Origin of the sequence: Rhodopila sp. (assembly GCF_965277825.1) — a bacterium.
Classification (GTDB): domain Bacteria; phylum Pseudomonadota; class Alphaproteobacteria; order Acetobacterales; family Acetobacteraceae; genus Rhodopila.
Genome location: NZ_OZ255846.1, coordinates 4,265,944 through 4,282,500 on the forward strand (window position 1 = coordinate 4,265,944; position 16,557 = coordinate 4,282,500).

General features: G+C 60.2%; 8 protein-coding genes, 1 tRNA gene and 2 rRNA genes (1 of these 11 only partly in view). 2 read left to right on the forward strand and 9 right to left on the reverse strand.

The annotated features are described in order from the left end of the window. Positions 1 to 106 precede the first annotated feature (106 nt). The 6 genes from ACQY4T_RS20690 to ACQY4T_RS20715 form a co-directional block, all read right to left on the reverse strand. Positions 107 to 709, reverse strand: a complete 603-nt coding sequence (locus ACQY4T_RS20690) for a histidine phosphatase family protein (protein WP_428534552.1) — start codon at positions 707 to 709, stop codon at positions 107 to 109. Beyond that, positions 706 to 1,746, reverse strand: coding sequence for a class I fructose-bisphosphate aldolase (locus ACQY4T_RS20695; protein WP_428534554.1), 1,041 nt, complete (start codon positions 1,744 to 1,746; stop codon positions 706 to 708). The genes ACQY4T_RS20690 and ACQY4T_RS20695 overlap by 4 nt, the downstream gene beginning before the upstream one ends. Continuing rightward, entirely contained in the window at positions 1,728 to 4,106 is a 2,379-nt protein-coding gene (locus tag ACQY4T_RS20700; protein ID WP_428543016.1) for a phosphoketolase family protein, read from the reverse strand. The genes ACQY4T_RS20695 and ACQY4T_RS20700 overlap by 19 nt, the downstream gene beginning before the upstream one ends. 340 nt (positions 4,107 to 4,446) lie before the next feature. After that, positions 4,447 to 6,954, reverse strand: a complete 2,508-nt coding sequence (locus tag ACQY4T_RS20705) for a glycoside hydrolase family 65 protein (RefSeq protein ID WP_428534556.1) — start codon at positions 6,952 to 6,954, stop codon at positions 4,447 to 4,449. A gap of 4 nt (positions 6,955 to 6,958) precedes the next feature. After that, a complete protein-coding gene (locus tag ACQY4T_RS20710; protein ID WP_428534558.1) occupies positions 6,959 to 9,295 on the reverse strand; it encodes a glycoside hydrolase family 65 protein in 2,337 nt (778 codons plus the stop codon). After that, entirely contained in the window at positions 9,292 to 10,035 is a 744-nt protein-coding gene (locus ACQY4T_RS20715) for an HAD family hydrolase (RefSeq protein WP_428534560.1), read from the reverse strand. Before ACQY4T_RS20715 ends, ACQY4T_RS20710 begins: the two co-directional genes overlap by 4 nt. A gap of 355 nt (positions 10,036 to 10,390) precedes the next feature. Between ACQY4T_RS20715 and ACQY4T_RS20720 the strand changes: the two genes are divergently transcribed. Next, complete coding sequence (locus ACQY4T_RS20720) at positions 10,391 to 11,458, forward strand: glycosyltransferase family 4 protein (protein WP_428534562.1); 1,068 nt, start codon at positions 10,391 to 10,393, stop codon at positions 11,456 to 11,458. A 239-nt stretch (positions 11,459 to 11,697) separates the two neighbouring features. Next, entirely contained in the window at positions 11,698 to 12,912 is a 1,215-nt protein-coding gene (locus tag ACQY4T_RS20725; protein WP_428534564.1) for a 6-phosphofructokinase, read from the forward strand. 442 nt (positions 12,913 to 13,354) lie between these two features. Here ACQY4T_RS20725 and ACQY4T_RS20730 read toward each other — a convergent pair. The 3 genes from ACQY4T_RS20730 to ACQY4T_RS20740 all read right to left on the reverse strand — a co-directional run. Continuing rightward, positions 13,355 to 13,431 (reverse strand) — tRNA-Met (locus ACQY4T_RS20730). Positions 13,432 to 13,691: 260 nt separating this feature from the next. Further along, positions 13,692 to 13,806 (reverse strand): 5S ribosomal RNA (gene rrf / locus ACQY4T_RS20735). Positions 13,807 to 14,063: 257 nt separating this feature from the next. Next, positions 14,064 to 16,557, reverse strand: a 23S ribosomal RNA gene (locus ACQY4T_RS20740); it runs 695 nt beyond the window's last position.

Consider the following 16,557-nt stretch of genomic DNA (forward strand, 5'->3'; position numbering starts at 1 on the left):
GAATCAACTCGTACGCGAACCCGCGATCACTGGGTTGGCGTACGGCGAACACCTCATTTATTAGTTCATATACTTAATCAGACAACCTTATTTTCTTGCTGCTGTTCTATAAGCCGTCGCTTGTCAGCATATCCGGCGTGGCGTTCCAGAGGTCAATTACCCTCGTCTCGGGATGGCTCGGATCAAAACCCAGGATGCTGAGCGATGCCGTGCCGAACATGAAATGGCATGATTCAGCAACCGATAATTCGAGCCATCGGATGGCAAATGCACGCGAGAACTGACCGTGCGAAAACAGTGCGACGTTTCCATGCTGTGTGCAAAGATGAGCAATAAGCTGATCGGCGCGGTCGGATACTTGTCCAGGCGTCTCTCCATTCGGACAACCGTCGCGGAAGACGTTCCAATCTGGCCGGTCCTTGTGAATGTCCTGGGACCGCCGGCCTTCATAATCGCCATAGTTCAATTCGGCCAGATCCGGTTCCACCTCCGCCGCCGCCCCGAGTCCGCTCAATTCGCAGGTCCGCCGGGCGCGTTGCAGCGGGCTGGTGAGCACCTGAACAAACTGGACATGACTGAGCCATGGGATGAGTGCGCGTGCTTCGTCCTCACCGCGCGTGGTCAGGGGAAGGTCTGTCCGACCGGTGTGCTGGCCGGACAGCGACCACTCGGTTTCGCCGTGCCGGATGACGTAGAACCGAAGCGTCATGTCTTTTCCATTGCGGCGGAATACTCACCGTTCAACGCAGCCAGGTTGCACTTGGCCCGATGCAACAAGGCCTGCTGCGCTGCCGGAACGTTGGCATCCTGACCGTGCCATACATCCAAGGCGGGATGCTGGATCGCGCGGGCAAACGAGAATGCAAGCGCCCACGGCAGCCGAAATTTCGGCGACCTGGCCAGCAAGTTCATGGCATTCAAACGGGCAGAGGCCAGTTCACCAGACTGGCCGCCGGAGAGGAATGCAATTCCGGGAACCGAGGCGGGCACGACGCGCAGAAGACATTCGACCGTGGCCTCCGCCACTTCGTCCAGGTTGTCCTGCCTGTGACAGGTCAATCCTGCGAGCACCATGTTGGGCTTCAGGATCATCCCCTCCAGCATCACCCGTTGCGCGTAAAGCTGGTCGAACACGTTATGCAATACCTCTTCGGTCACCACACGACACTGCCTCTGAGTGTGTTCGCCATCCATGAGGACTTCCGGTTCAACGATGGGAACCAGCCCGGTTTCCTGGCACAGCGAAGCGTACCGGGCCAAGGCCTGCGCGTTAGCCTCGATGCAACCGCGGCTGGGGATCCCGTCGCCCACAGCGATCACCGCGCGCCATTTGGCGAAACGAGCACCCATTTGAAAGTATCCCTTCAGGCGCTCACGTAACCCGTCGAGCCCTTCCGTGATCTTCTCTCCGGGATGCCCCGCCAGATCCTTGGCGCCGACATCGACCTTGACGCCGGGGATGATACCAGAATCGACAAGTATTTTGACGAATGGTGTCCCGTCTTTCTTCGTCTGACGGATCGTTTCATCATAAAGGATCGTCCCGCTGATCGTTTCACTGAGACCGGGCGCAGTGATGATCAGCTCCCGGTAGGCGCGGCGGGCGTCCTCGGTCTGGGGAATGCCCGCCGCCGCAAATCGTTTGTTACAGGTTGCATTGCTTTCGTCCATCGCCAGCAGGCCCTTGCCGCCGGCGACCAACCTTCTCGCGATGTTGCGAAGATCTGTCATGCGGAACTGCCCCATTTCCAGTCCCTGATCTCCGGCAGGTCCCGCCCGTGCTTGTCGATGTAAATCTTGTGCTCGATCAGCTTGTCGCGGACCATCTGCTTCAGATAGTCGCCCTTGCCACCGAGTCCCGGCACGCGGTCCACGACGTCCTGCACCAGATGGAAGCGGTCGAGGTCGTTCTGCACACGCATGTCGAAGGCGGTTGTGATGGTGCCTTCTTCCTTGTAACCCCGGACATGGAGGTTGCGGTTGGTGCGCCGGTACGTCAGGCGGTGAACCAGCCACGGATAACCATGGAAGCCAAAGATGATGTGCTTGTCAGTCGTGAAGATCGAGTTGTAGTCCTGATCGCTCAGACCGTGCGGGTGCTCGCTAGCCGACTGCAGCCGCATCAGATCAACGACGTTAACGACCCGGATTTTCAGTTCGGGCAGATGCTGGCGAAGGATGGATACAGCCGCCAGAACTTCCAGCGTCGGCGTGTCTCCGCAGCACGCCATCACTACGTCCGGCTCACTACCCTGGTCGTTGCTGGCCCACTGCCAGATGCCAAGTCCTTCCGTGCAATGAATAACCGCGGCATCCATGTTCAGCCATTGCGGCAATGCATGTTTGCCGGCGACCACCACGTTGACGTAATTCCGGCTGCGCAGGCAGTGGTCGAAGACCGATAGAAGACAATTGGCATCAGGCGGCAAGTAAACCCGCACGACGTCGGCCTTCTTGTTTATGACGTGGTCAAGGAAGCCCGGATCCTGATGGGTGAATCCGTTGTGGTCCTGTTGCCACACGTGGGAGGCGAGCAGGTAGTTCAGCGAAGAGATCGGCCGGCGCCAGGCCAATTCCCGCGTGACCTTCAGCCATTTCGCGTGCTGGCTGAACATCGAGTCGACGATGCGAATGAAAGCCTCATAGCTGTTGAAGAGCCCGTGGCGGCCTGTGAGAAGGTATCCCTCTAGCCAACCCTGGCACTGGTGTTCACTGAGCATAGAGTCGAGCACCTGCCCGGTCGGCGCCAGGAATTCGTCATTGGGGGCCTCGCGCGCGTCCCACTGGCGGTTGGTTACCTCAAAGACCGCACCCAGCAGATTCGACAACGTCTCGTCTGGGCCGAATATGCGGAAATTCCGTTCGGCGACGTTCAGTTTGGCCGTGTCACGCAGGAACTGGCCCAGCACCATCGTGTCCTGTGCATCCACAACGCCCGGCGAAGGGACTGTTACGGCATGCAAATGAAAGTCCGGCATCCGCAGGTCGTGCAGCAGAAGGCCGCCATTGGTATGGGGATTGGACCCCATCCGCCGATCGCCCTTCGGCGCCAACTCGGCCAGTTCCGGGATCAGTTGGCCAGTGTCATCGAACAGTTCCTCGGCGCGGTAGCTTTTCATCCAGGCCTCAAGCTGCGCAACATGCTCGGGATGGTCGGGGTCCACGAGCAGCGGCACTTGATGAGCGCGGAACGTACCCTCGACCTGCAAGCCGTCGACCTCTTTCGGCCCCGTCCAGCCTTTCGGCGACCGAAGGACAATCATTGGCCAACGCGGCCGCGGCGCATCATTCCGATCGCGTGCGTTTTGTTGGATCAGTCGGATGTCTTCAATGGCCTTATCCATGGTCGCGGCCATAAGCCGATGCATCGTGTCCGGATCGTCACCTTCCACGAAGTAGGGGGTCCAGCCGCAGCCCTGGAAATATTGCTCCAGCTCCTGATGCTCTATCCGTGACAGAACCGTCGGATTGCTGATCTTAAAGCCATTCAGGTGAAGGATCGGCAGTACGGCCCCATCGGTCGCCGCACTGAGGAATTTGTTCGACTGCCATGCAGTCGCCAGTGGTCCGGTTTCAGCCTCGCCGTCGCCGATGACGCAAGCGACGATCAGACCGGGATTGTCAAAAGCCGCCCCGAACGCATGACTGAGCGAATACCCGAGTTCACCACCTTCATGAATCGACCCTGGGGTGGTCGGCGCCACGTGGCTAGAAATGCCGCCCGGAAAGGAGAACTGCGTGAACAGCTTTTTCAGTCCGGCTTCGTCCTGGGTGACGTTCGGATAAACCTCGCTCCACGTGCCCTCAAGATAGGTCTGGCCGACGATCGCCGGGCCACCGTGACCAGGACCCGCGACGTAGAACATGTCCAGGTCATACTTCTTGATGACACGGTTCAAATGCACATAGATGAAGTTCTGGCCTGGGGTTGTGCCCCAATGCCCAACCACTAACGGTTTTACATGATCAAGCGTCAAGGGCTCGCGCAGCAACGGATTATCGTACAAATAAATCTGTCCAACCGACAGATAGTTGGCCGCCCTCCAGTAGGCGTCCATCCGACGAAGTTCGTCTGACTCAAGCGCCCCCTGCCTGTCGGGAAACACTTTGCCATCGGGGCGAGTCGAAGAATCTCGGGTTACGACGGGTAAGTCCATTTCTCGTGACTCCTTATGTGTGTCGTGTGACGCATCAACTGTGCGAAACCGCGGCTGCATTGGCGTGCCAGCGGTCCAAGGCAGCGCAATCGGCGAGGGCGCCGGCCGAGACCTTGCCTGCTACCACTATAGTGGCCGACCGATCGCTCGGGGCAGACTCGGAAACTACTCATACCGGCGCACGCCGATGGGTGCGCAAGCCGCCGTCAGGTGACAGCCAACGGATCGCAAGCGATAGCAGCAAAGCGCGTGGTGCCCGCTGCCGACAGCTCGCCGCCCTTCGCCTCTGCTAATCCGTTTCGAGAAGCGATCCCTTCGTTGTCTCATTCAACCCGAATACACGGGTTGTGCCGCTCACGAATTGGTAGGTCTTATCCGCAACGCACAATGCGATTGGCGCTGCGTCGCGATCATCCCCACGGACCGTGAGGGCGTCGCGCGTGAGTTCCAGATCGATTGAATGCCCACGATAGCGGATGTGCATCTCGAAGCGCTGCATTTCCGGCGGCAATTCGGGATTTAACCGCAGAACGTCCCCCTTGACCTCGATGCCCGTGGAGACGCGCAGCACCTGATCAACGGTGCCCGCCATGGCTCCAAGGTGCACGCCTTCCGCGGTGGTTCCGTGCTGGATGTCAGCGACATCGCTTTGCAGCGCCTCGGCGAAGAAGGCCATGGCACTTTGCCGGTCGGAACGCGCCAACACCCAGGCATAGACCACACGGCACAGCGTAGACCCGTGCGACGTGCGCGCTGCATAGTAGGCGACGTTCTTCGGTATTGTGTCGTAGTCAGGCGGATAACCCAAGCGAGTGAGCAGCTCGCCAAGTTCCTCCGATGAGAACAGATAAAACAACATGACGACGTCGGCCTGCTTCGACAGCTTGTAGCGGTTCGGGCTGTCATTCTCCGCCTCCAGAATGAGATCGAGGCGCTGGATGTCGCCATATCGCGCACGGTAGTTCTGCCAATCGAGCTCCCGCAGCGCGCCATAGCCCTCGAACTGGCTGATGATGCCGTCATCATGAAACGGCACATACATCCTGCGACTAATGTCATCCCACCGCGAGATCTCCTCCGCGGATATGTCAAACCGCGCCGTGAGCTCGGCACGCCGCATCCCCGACAGCAGGTTGAGCACCTCCATGGCCCGGCATAACACCCATACGGCCATGACGTTCGTATAGGCGTTATTGTTGACGCCGGGCGTCGCTGCATCCGGGTAGGCGTCGTGAAACTCGTCTGGGCCCATCACCCCGCGGATTTCGTAACGTCCGCGCTCGTCGTCAAAGACCGCAATGCTGGACCAGAAAAGCGCGACTTCCAGCAGCAGCTCGGCACCGTAGAAGTCCAAAAACTCGGTATCACGCGTGACCTGAAAGTACTGCCACACGTTGTAGGCCACGGCACATCCCACATGACGCTCGAGATAGGAATTGTCACGCACCCAGCGCTTCGACCGCGGATTGAGATTGAGGGTATCAGTCTCCTCCTGTCCGTCGCTGCCGCTCTGCCAGGGAAACATCGCTCCCCTAAATCCGGCGGCTTTGGCGGCCACGCGCGCTTCGCCCAGGCGGCGATAGCGGTATATCAGCAGCGCCCGAGTGATCTCCGGTAAGCGGTAGTTGAAGAACGGGAAGATGAAGAGCTCGTCCCAGAAGATGTGACCCTGGTAGGCCTCTCCCGTCCAACCACGCGCAGGGATGCCCGTGTCGAGGCCTATGGAATGAAGGGAAGCGGTTTGCAGCAGATGAAACATGTTCAGCCGGAGCAGCATCGACAGGTTCAGCGTGGCGGCGGGACCGGTATGCTGGATACGCACGTCGAACCGGTTCCACAAATTCTTCCAGGCCAGCAAATGATCTGCCTTCAGCACATCGAATCGGGGGGCCCGTGCGACGGCTCTTCTCGCCGCCAGCCCGCATTCCGAAATCGCGTTGTCCCGCGACGTATAGAGAGAGACCAGCTTCTCCACTGCCAAGGTCTCGCCCTGCTTCATATCGACGGTCGTTTCATGACCGATATAGCCAGGCTCTTTAATGACCCGGCGCTGCATCTCGGCAACCCGGCCATCGAGGAACATTTGCGTTCTTGCTACCTGAGCGACAACGACATGCGACTGGGAGGCTCGCACCAGCAGGCAGATGGCATCCTCTCCAACGGCCTCGGCAGCCTGTGGCTGCAGGTGGTTTCCGTTATATTGTAGATACAGCTTTGCGCCGGCGTTGACGACCCGTCCATCGATGGCCGAACGGACGGTCACGGCCCCAGACCAGTTTTCCGCCGTCAGCACCAGATCCAGCGCGCCCAGATGCATATCATGCATCGACACGAAGCGGCGCTCCCGCAACCGGCTCCGCCGCCCCTGGTGGTCCTCGAAGTGTATATTGCGCAACAGCAAACCATGTCGCAAATCAAGTTCCTGGCGATAGGATAAAATAGTAACGCTTGCGAACCCGAACCAGCCGTCGTCGCCGATGCGAAATTCTAGCGCGAGCCAGTTCGGGAAATTGACTAGATCCTCGTTCTCGACGACGCGGCCAGCGATATCAGTCCGCAGCCGGTTGTAGCCGCCGGCCAAATAGGTCCCCGGATAATGCACGCCATCCGCCACCGCCCACGTCGCGGCCGCACGCGTGGCGAAATAACCGTTCCCCAAAGTGCACAGGGCTTCACGGATTCCTTCCTTGGCCGGATCAAACTCGTCGAACACCAGTGACCATGCCGGAGCAGGCTCCGCCGCCACACCGATCTGTCCTCGGCTTTGCGCGACGTCATTGGCTCCGTCGGTGCGCATCGTCTCAGACCGACGCGGGATAGCGGACTAGCGGGCGGGACTGGCTCGTCGGGCTTTTCATTGGGACCGAAATAGAAGCGGCGGAGCCGAGTTGGTTTGGTTCGCCGCCCACGATTACGCTTATCGGCTCGCCGGCTTCCAGCGTGGCCTCGATAGTCTGCTGTCTTTGGTCGATCCTGACTTTGAGGCCGCGTCCGCGCCACTGTACCCGGAAAGCCATGCTGTCCCAGCCGGCCGGAAGGTGTGGGTCGATCGCCACGCCCTCGTCGCGCAACGACAGCCCGGCGAAGCCAAACACCGCGAGCATCCAGAGGCCGCCCAGCGCCGCGATATGAATGCCGCCATCGGCCTCCACATGTGTCTCCGAGAGATCAATCGCCGCCGTCTGACGAAAGAAGCGCAGCGCCATCTCGGTATCGCCCAACCGAGCGGCAACAAGCCCATGCATGGCGGGGCTCAATGAACTGCCGTGGCTGCATCGAGGCTCGTAGTAGCGGAAGTTTCTTGCCACCGAATCGCGCGGAAATTCTTCGGGCAATAGTCCAAGCAGAGCGACGACGTCAGCCTGTTTGAGGACCTGTGATGCTTGCGTGCGCTCTCGTCCAAGGATCACATCCATTGGGACCGTGCGGCCCGCATAGTCCTTCAGCTCGATTGGTTCCCTTGTGAAATAGCCGGCGAACTGCTCAAAAAGTCCCGTCTTGGGGTCGAGACCAGTCGCGATCACTGTGGCAACGTGCAGCCATTGGTCCAGTTCGGCGTCCTTCAGCCCCAGACGGCTGGCAAGCGTCGCCCATCGTGAAGGCCAACGCTCGCGCAGCAGTGCGGCGACCTCAAGGGCGCGGTGGATATTCCAGCGCGCCATGACGTTTGTGTAGGCATTGTCGTCGATCTGTTCGTGATACTCGTCCGGCCCGATGACACCCCGGATATGACAATGACCATCGGTCGCGGGTTGAGCACGGCTAGCCCAGAATCGGCCGGTTTCAAGCAAGATTTCAGCACCCGCATCGAGCAGGAAAGCCGCATCCCCAGTCCCCTGCCAGTACTGCCAGACAGCGTACGCGACGTCGGCGCTGATGTGTTGCTCTTGCTTGCCGCACAGCACGTCGACGAGCTGGTGATCCGGACCGATCACTTGATCCGGCGTCATTTCCGCGCCGGTATCGGCAGATTCCCAGGCATAGAGCGCGCCGCGCCAGCCCATCCCGGCGGCTTTCGCTCGTGCGCCTTCGAGCGTACGGAACCGATACATCAGTAGCGCGCGTGCTGCTTCAGGCCACGTTAGAATATAGAATGGAAGCAGGAAGATCTCGGTGTCCCAGAACACATGGCCATGATAGTCGGAGCCGGTCAACGCGCGGGCACCGATTGAGACACGCTCGTCGTTCGGATTGGCTGCGCTGTTTAGGTGATAGACGGCGAACCGCAACGCGCGCCGTGCGCTCGCGTCGCCATCGACTTCGATATCGCTGCTGTGCCAGCGGTTCGCCCAGGCCGCCTGATGTGCCATGACGACGCCGCGCCAACCCACATGTTGAGCTAAACCGAGCTTCTCGCGGGCCTGCAGGCCTGGATCATGGTCCGGTGTGTCGCCGCGCACGATGGCGACGCAACGCTGGAAACAGATGACCTGTCCAGGGCGGGTTTTCCAACTCCAGGACCATCTCAACGGGCCGAGAGCGGTCGGTGGAACATCTCGATCGTCGATTTGAAGCGACGACGCCGCTGCCATGGCGAGACGCTTCCCCGAATGCGAGGTGTGCCAAATGCCAAGATCCTGGTCGAACCGGTCGGCTACAAGTCCGAGTTCTACCCCTTCGAACGACGCTTCGAAAGTGGCATCGATCTCACCCTGTTCGATCTCCACTTGAATCAGTTGCAACCCGATCGCGCGGTCATCGACCGATACAAGCCGCGAGGTCCGCACATGAAAGCCGAGGTTCGGCGGGTGAAAATGTCGACCTTCGCTGAGCAGTAAGCCGCGCCTCATGTCGAGCGTCATATGGTGTGACGACATATCGCCCGGATGGTGCAGCAGCGGGCTGCCCGCCAGCAGGATGCGCACCCGCAACCAGTCGGCGGCCGGGACGAGACCTCTGGTGGCGTGTCCCGCACCGGAAGCATCGAAGAGCCCGGCAACATAGGTCCGAGCTGGAACAACCCAACGCTCGCCCCTGGTGGTCGACCGTGCGCCCCTTATGCCGAGCAAACCGTTGCTGATCGCGAAGCGCGATTCAACGCTGTTCTCACGAAGCGGATCGTAGCCATCCACGCTGAAGATCCAGTCCGGGTCAGCGGTCGGGGCCTGGACCGGATCCATGGAGTCGATCGCGGTCATACCGCCCGCCCGCATAGCCGGCCGTCAACCAACGCCTCGACGGCCACGTCATCCAGACTTGTTACCACGAGCTCCGCTCCCGCCGTCCGCAGCGATGCCACGTCGCTGTTCCGGGCGACGCCGAGCGCCATCATGTTGCCTGCGCGAGCTGCCTGGACGCCGGCTGGGGCATCCTCGATGACGAAACAATGGAAAGGATCAATATGCAGTTCGGCGGCAGCCATCAGAAAGATCGCCGGATCGGGCTTGCCCCTCGGCAAGTCCCGCCCGCAGACATTGGCGCTGAACACGTCGAGCAGGCTTTGACCGGAGCCGAGATGGATCAACCGCATCATTCCGTTAGCGTTTTTGGAGGACGATGCCACCGCCATGGGCCAGCCCAACCCGGCCAATGCCTGAACGAAACGGACCGCGTCCGGGAACGCAGCAACGCTTCCCTCCTCGATCAACGCCTCCAGCCGCTTCTGCTTGCGGTCGGCATAGCGCACGACCTGGTGCTCGACATCCTTCACGCCCAGCGCCTCAAGCGCGGCGCGCGCTCCACTCATGCGCGGCTTCCCGGCGACAACCCGCTGATAGAGTGCCGTCGTGAACAGTGCCGGATCGGCGAATCCGGCCAGTGCTTCCCGCCAGGCCCGTTCATGGGGTGATGCGAGCAGGACGCCGTCGACGTCAAAAATGGCCGCTTGCAGAGCCCCGACTGGAGCAGATTGAGGTGCCGGTGAATCACGGACGGTCATGTGCTACCTGCGCGTCGCGGTTTATTTTAGGCTATTGGTGCCCCAAGAAGGCGCGCAGGCGACACACAGGGTTGCGGCTACGGGCGGCTTGTTAGGGCCGTATTAAATGGCAGGCCGGCGACCAGGATAGGCTCGGAAACTACTCATTTACGCGGTTGCATGCTTTTACCGAGGACATCAATCCCGCTCGGCAGGTCCGCCACCGCAGCCGCCAACAGAACTGCATAGGGGTTTTCCGAACCTACCGCGGCATCATAGCCGACAGATAAGATACTGGGGTGACTTCGATAAAGCTGGTCTTGCAGCCGGTCTTCGGGCGGCCGGCCGCCCGAAGATCTGACGGGAGCTCCTAGCCATGCGTATTGCCCAGATCGCTCCGTTGTACGAAGCGGTTCCACCCGAGCTCTATGGCGGCACCGAGCGGGTCGTCTCTTTCTTGACCGAGGAATTGGTCGCGCTCGGCCATCACGTCACCTTGTTCGCCAGCGGAGATTCACTGACCGGAGCTGAACTTCACGCGGTAACGCCCCGGGCGTTACGGTTAGACCCTTCGATCCGCGACCCGCTCGCGCCCCACATGCTGCAGTTGGAAGCCGTTCGCAGGCGAGCTGACGAATTCGACATCATGCACTTCCACATGGACTATCTGCCTTTCAGCCTGTTCACTCGGCAGCACACGCCGTTCGTGACGACGTTGCATGGCCGGCTCGACCTTGCCGAATTAAAGCCCGTCTTCAAAGCATTCCCGCACGTGCCCCTGATCAGCATTTCGGATAGCCAACGGAAACCGCTACCTGACGCGTGCTATCTGAAAACCGTTTATCATGGCTTGCCCGCTGGGCTGCTCGTGCCGCAGGAGCGTAGGAAGCCCGAATATCTTGCCTTCCTAGGCAGGATCGCGCCGGAAAAGGGTCCGGACTGTGCCATTCGCATCGCGCGGGCCTGCGGCATCCCGCTTAAGATGGCGGCGAAGGTAGACAGGACGGACCAGCCCTATTTCGACGGTGTCATTCGCCCGATGCTGCGTGACGGTGGCGTGGAAATGGTGGGCGAGATCACCGACGCGGAGAAGCCCGCGTTTCTCTCTGGTGCAATCGCGCTGCTCATGCCGATTGCCTGGCCCGAGCCGTTTGGGCTGGTGATGGTCGAGGCCATGGCCTGCGGTACGCCGGTCATCGCGTTCAACCGTGGGTCGGTGCCCGAAATCATCGACGATGGCGTCACGGGCACGATCGTCGAGGACGAGGCTGGAGCCATCGCAGCCGTGGCGGCCCTCGATCAACTGTCGCGCAAGCATGTGCGAGCAAGATTCACGGCGCGATTTACGGCTCGCCGCATGGCCCAGGATTACCTCACGATCTACCGCGACCTTGCCGGCCAGCAGGGCGAAAGACCAGCAGCGTTGTTGGCGGCGGCCGACTGAGCTGGGATGCGGCCCTATTAAGTTGGCCAGCACCACCATGCGGGGAATGGTTGCATCGATAGACCTCGATCTGCCGGCCGGCTAGAAGGCCATGTCTTCGGCCCCAAATACGATGTCCCGCCATGGCTGACCTTCGCACCCATGACCCAACATTGGCCACCACACCAAACCGTGCTGGCACCATACTGAATGCTTTCAAAGCAACCTACGAGGTCCGAGTTAACACGGAGGCAAAGGCAATGCGAAGCGGCAAGCTAGTGATTGCGCAGGGCGGTGGCCCAACGGCGGTGATCAATCAATCCCTGGTCGGTGCCGTGCTCGAAGCGCGACTGTTTCCTCAGATCGAGCGGATCTATGGCGCGCGCTACGGGGTGCGCGGCATCGTGGACGAGGATTTTGTCGACCTTTCGGTCGAAAGCCGGGCCAACCTCGAAGCAGTCGCGGCCACGTCGTCCTCGGCCCTGGGCTCGACGCGGGACAAGCCCGATCTGGCCTATTGCCGGAACATTTTCGCATCGCTGAAGGCTCATGGCGCGTCCTGGTTCCTATATATCGGCGGCAACGATTCGGCCGACACCGTGCGCATCGTCAGCGAGGAGGCGGCAAGGGAGAGCTACGACCTGCGCTCCATCCACATTCCCAAGACCATCGACAACGATCTGATGGAAAACGACCATGCGCCAGGCTTTCCGTCGGCGGCGCGTTTCGTGGCCCAGGCGGTCATGGGAGCCGACCTCGACAATCGCTCGCTGCCGGGCGTCTACGTCGCGGTCGTGATGGGCCGTCATTCCGGATTCTTGACCGCCGCATCGGCCGCCGCACGTACGGTCGAGGGCGACGGTCCGCATCTGATCTATCTGCCCGAGCGCACCTTCGACAAAGCCAAATTCCTGTCCGAGATCCAGACGGTCCATGACAGGCTCGGGCGTTGCGTGGTCGCACTATCCGAAGGGATCCACGACACCGACGGCACGCCGCTCTCGATCAAGCTTGCCAAGACGGCGGAGACGGATGCGCATGGTAATGTTCAACTGTCTGGCACCGGCGCGCTTGGTGATCTTCTGTGTGGGGAGATCAAATCCAAGCTCGGGCTCAAGCGCGTGCGCGGCGATACATTCGGCTATCTGCAACGCTCTTTCGCAGGCTGCGCCTCTGACGTTGATCGGAGGGAGGCGCGCGAAGTGGGCGAATTCGCGGTTAAGCAGGCGATCTGGGGCGCCGTTGACGGCTCGGTGACGATCCGGCGCATCGGCAATTACGCAATTGATTACGCCCTGGTGGAGCTGGCCAAGGTTGGCGGCAAAACCAAAGTAATGCCGGATGAGTTCATTGCACCCTGGGGCAGCGACGTCACGCCCGCCTTCCTGGAGTACCTCCGGCCGTTGCTGGGCAGGGACGTGCCGCAGTCCGCCCACCTGCGCGGGGGCGACATCGCCAAGGTGCTGAAGCGCTAGGACGCACTCTACCGCTAATGCTCGAGGGCTCACCCGCACGTGCCTCCTGCCGCGGCAGGAGTGTTTCGCGGCTGGCGCCACTCGCAGTGCTGAACCTGCTGTCGATAGAGAAATAGCACGGGGACGGCCGCCCAAGATCCCACTATTCGGCATATCAATCGGGGATAGATGGGGGGACGGATCAAATTTCGACTCGAAAGATGGCAGAAATCCAAGGGGTTGGCAGAAAAGGACGTTCGGACTCACATTAGGAACTGACGCGGTGTGCTTCGAAACTTCGAACCATGATTGAACCCGCGTTCTGGCGACTCCAGCTTGAACCGGAAGCTGCACGTGTAAGCCGCGCTGAACCCTGGCTGTCCTGTCACTGTCCAAAAATAGGGCTGTCGCCACCAAAGGCCTAGAGGGAGTCAAATTCCATCGCTAAATCAATGGATTTAAGTGGTTGCGGGGACAGGATTTGAACCTGTGACCTTCAGGTTATGAGCCTGACGAGCTACCGGGCTGCTCCACCCCGCGGTAAAGCGTGTGTCTTGGCGATGTTGGCGTGCCGGACGGCGCGAGGCTCTTTTGACTGTGGCTGCCGACCGGGTTCTGCGGTATGTTTTCTCAGATGATTGCCGTTGAGCCAATTGACGTGGAGCTGATTGACGTGGGTTGAGCGGTCTGTTCAAGCCAGGATCGTGCGCGCCTGGACGGTGGCCCGAGAGGGGGGCCGGCCCTTGGATCAACGGCCCTGGATTTGATCTAGAGGCCCGGTCCATGGGCTGGACTGGAAGACCTGGCGGCGACCTACTCTCCCGTGCCTTGAGACACAGTACCATGGGCGCTGGGGACTTTCACGGCCGAGTTCGGGATGGGATCGGGTGTAGGCTCCCCGCCATAGCCACCAGGTCGTCCAGTCCAGCCCTGTTCAGTGGTCGGTCATCAGTCGTCCGTTATCGGGCCGGCGGGACGGATCGGTTCTGGGTGTGTGCCATGTGCGCTGTGCTCGCCGGCGCCGCCGATCGCCACCGGGACACCACCGGGGTTCGACCGCCGGCGGCTGTTCAAGCGAGCGTTCGACTGCGGATGTCTGAGGATGATTTCCATGCATGGTGTGTCGCGTCCGATCATCGGCGATCTGTTCTGACCGCTGACGACTGACCACTGATATCGAGCCTTCGGGCGATTAGGACCAGTTAGCTGAGGACGTTGCCGCCCGTATACATCTGGCCTATCGACGTGATGGTCTATCACGGCCCTCTCGGGGTTGCCCCCTGGGAGACCTGGTTTTGAGGTAAGTTTCCCGCTTAGATGCTTTCAGCGGTTATCTTGTCCAGACATAGCTACCCGGCGGTGCCACTGGCGTGACAACCGGTGCACCAGAGGTCTGTTCATCCCGGTCCTCTCGTACTAGGGACAAATCCTCTCAAGTCTCCTTCACCCACGGCAGATAGGGACCGAACTGTCTCACGACGTTCTAAACCCAGCTCACGTACCACTTTAATCGGCGAACAGCCGAACCCTTGGGACCTGCTCCAGCCCCAGGATGTGATGAGCCGACATCGAGGTGCCAAACCTCCCCGTCGATGTGGACTCTTGGGGGAGATCAGCCTGTTATCCCTAGAGTACCTTTTATCCGTTGAGCGATGGCCCTTCCACGCGGGACCACCGGATCACTATGGCCGACTTTCGTCTCTGCTCGAGCTGTCACTCTCGCAGTCAGGCGGGCTTGTGCCATTGCACTCAGCAGCCGATGTCCGACCGGCCTGAGCCCACCATCGCGCGCCTCCGTTACTTTTTAGGAGGCGACCGCCCCAGTCAAACTGCCCACCATGCAGGGTCCCGGACCGGGCTGACCGGTCGCGGTTAGACATCAGCAGAGCTCAGGGTGGTATTTCAAGGTTGGCTCCACCTGAGCTAGCGCCCAAGCTTCAAAGCCTCCCACCTATCCTACACAGCGCTCTTCTGAGGCCACTGCAAAGCTGCAGTAAAGGTTCATAGGGTCTTTCCGTCTGACCGCGGGTACCCCGCATCTTCACGGGGAATTCAATTTCGCTGAGCCGATGCTGGAGACAGTGGGGAAGTCGTTACGCCATTCGTGCAGGTCGGAACTTACCCGACAAGGAATTTCGCTACCTTAGGACCGTTATAGTTACGGCCGCCGTTTACCGGGGCTTCAATTCAATGCTTGCACATCTCCTCTTAACCTTCCGGCACCGGGCAGGCGTCAGACCCTATACGTCGTCTCTCGACTTCGCAGAGCCCTGTGTTTTTACTAAACAGTCGCTACCCCCTGCTTTGTGCCACCCACCCCTGGTTGCCCAAGGACGGGTCTCGCTTATCCCGAAGTTACGCGAGCAATTTGCCTAGTTCCTTCAGCATCGTTCTCTCAAGCGCCTGGGTATGCTCTACCAGTCCACCTGTGTCGGTTTCGGGTACGGTCTATACGCTGGGGCTATTTCCCGGAACAACTTCGCCGCAGGTCCAATCCGATAAGGACCCACAACTACCGTCATTCGTCACCACCAGCAGGCCGGGGAGTATTAACCCCGTTCCCATCGACTACGGCTTTCGCCCTCGCCTTAGGGGCCGGCTCACCCTGCGCGGATTAACCTTGCGCAGGAACCCTTGGACTTTCGGCGACAGAGTTTCTCACTCTGTTTGTCGCTACTCATGTCAGCATTCGCACTTCCGATACCTCCATCCCCCCTCACGGGTAGAACTTCGCAGGCTTACGGAACGCTCCGCTACCGAACAGTGGTCAGTTGTCAGTCGTCAGTTTTCAGACAGGCTGTCGCGCAATCCATGCAGCATGCGCGCGATCTGCGAGAGTTTGTCTTGCCACGCCAGCGCAGTGGCGCGGGGGACGTACTCCAGATCGGCGGCATAGTCGCACCACAACCTCGCTTCGTCCGCCGATCCCATCGCCATCGAGAGATAGCGGCGGAACTCGGCATTCGAACCCGGCTGGCGGCCGCCACCCTCGACCATGAGGGCACATACCGCCTTCGCGGATCGCCGCAACTGATCGGCGATCCCGCCATACTGCTCCACCCGAGGCCACTCCAGGCTGGCTCGGTGCAGCACCAACGATAATCGGTAGGCACGCTGAAACACCTTCAGATCGCGCACATTCCCCGCCATCGCGGCATTCCTGTCTGCAAACTGACGACTGACAACTGACCACTGTTCCCACAGCTTCGGTACGTGGCTTGAGCCCCGTTACATCTTCGGCGCGGGATTTCTTGACTAGACCAGTGAGCTATTACGCTTTCTTTAAAGGATGGCTGCTTCTAAGCCAACCTCCTGGTTGTTTTGGAATTCCCACATCCTTTCCCACTTAGCCACGATTTGGGGACCTTAGCTGGTGGTCTGGGCTGTTTCCCTCTCGACGACGGACCTTAGCACCCGCCGTCTGTCTGCCACGCTAGACGTCTCGGTATTCGGAGTTTGGTTAGGTTTGGTAAGACTTTGGGTCCCCCTAGCCCATCCAGTGCTCTACCCCCGAGGGTCAACACATGACGCTCTACCTCAATAGATTTCGCGGAGAACCAGCTATTTCCGAGTTTGATTGGCCTTTCACCCCTAGCCACAGCTCATCCCCGACTTTTTCAACAGGCGTGGGTTCGGCCCTCCAGTGCGTGTTACCGCACCTTCAGC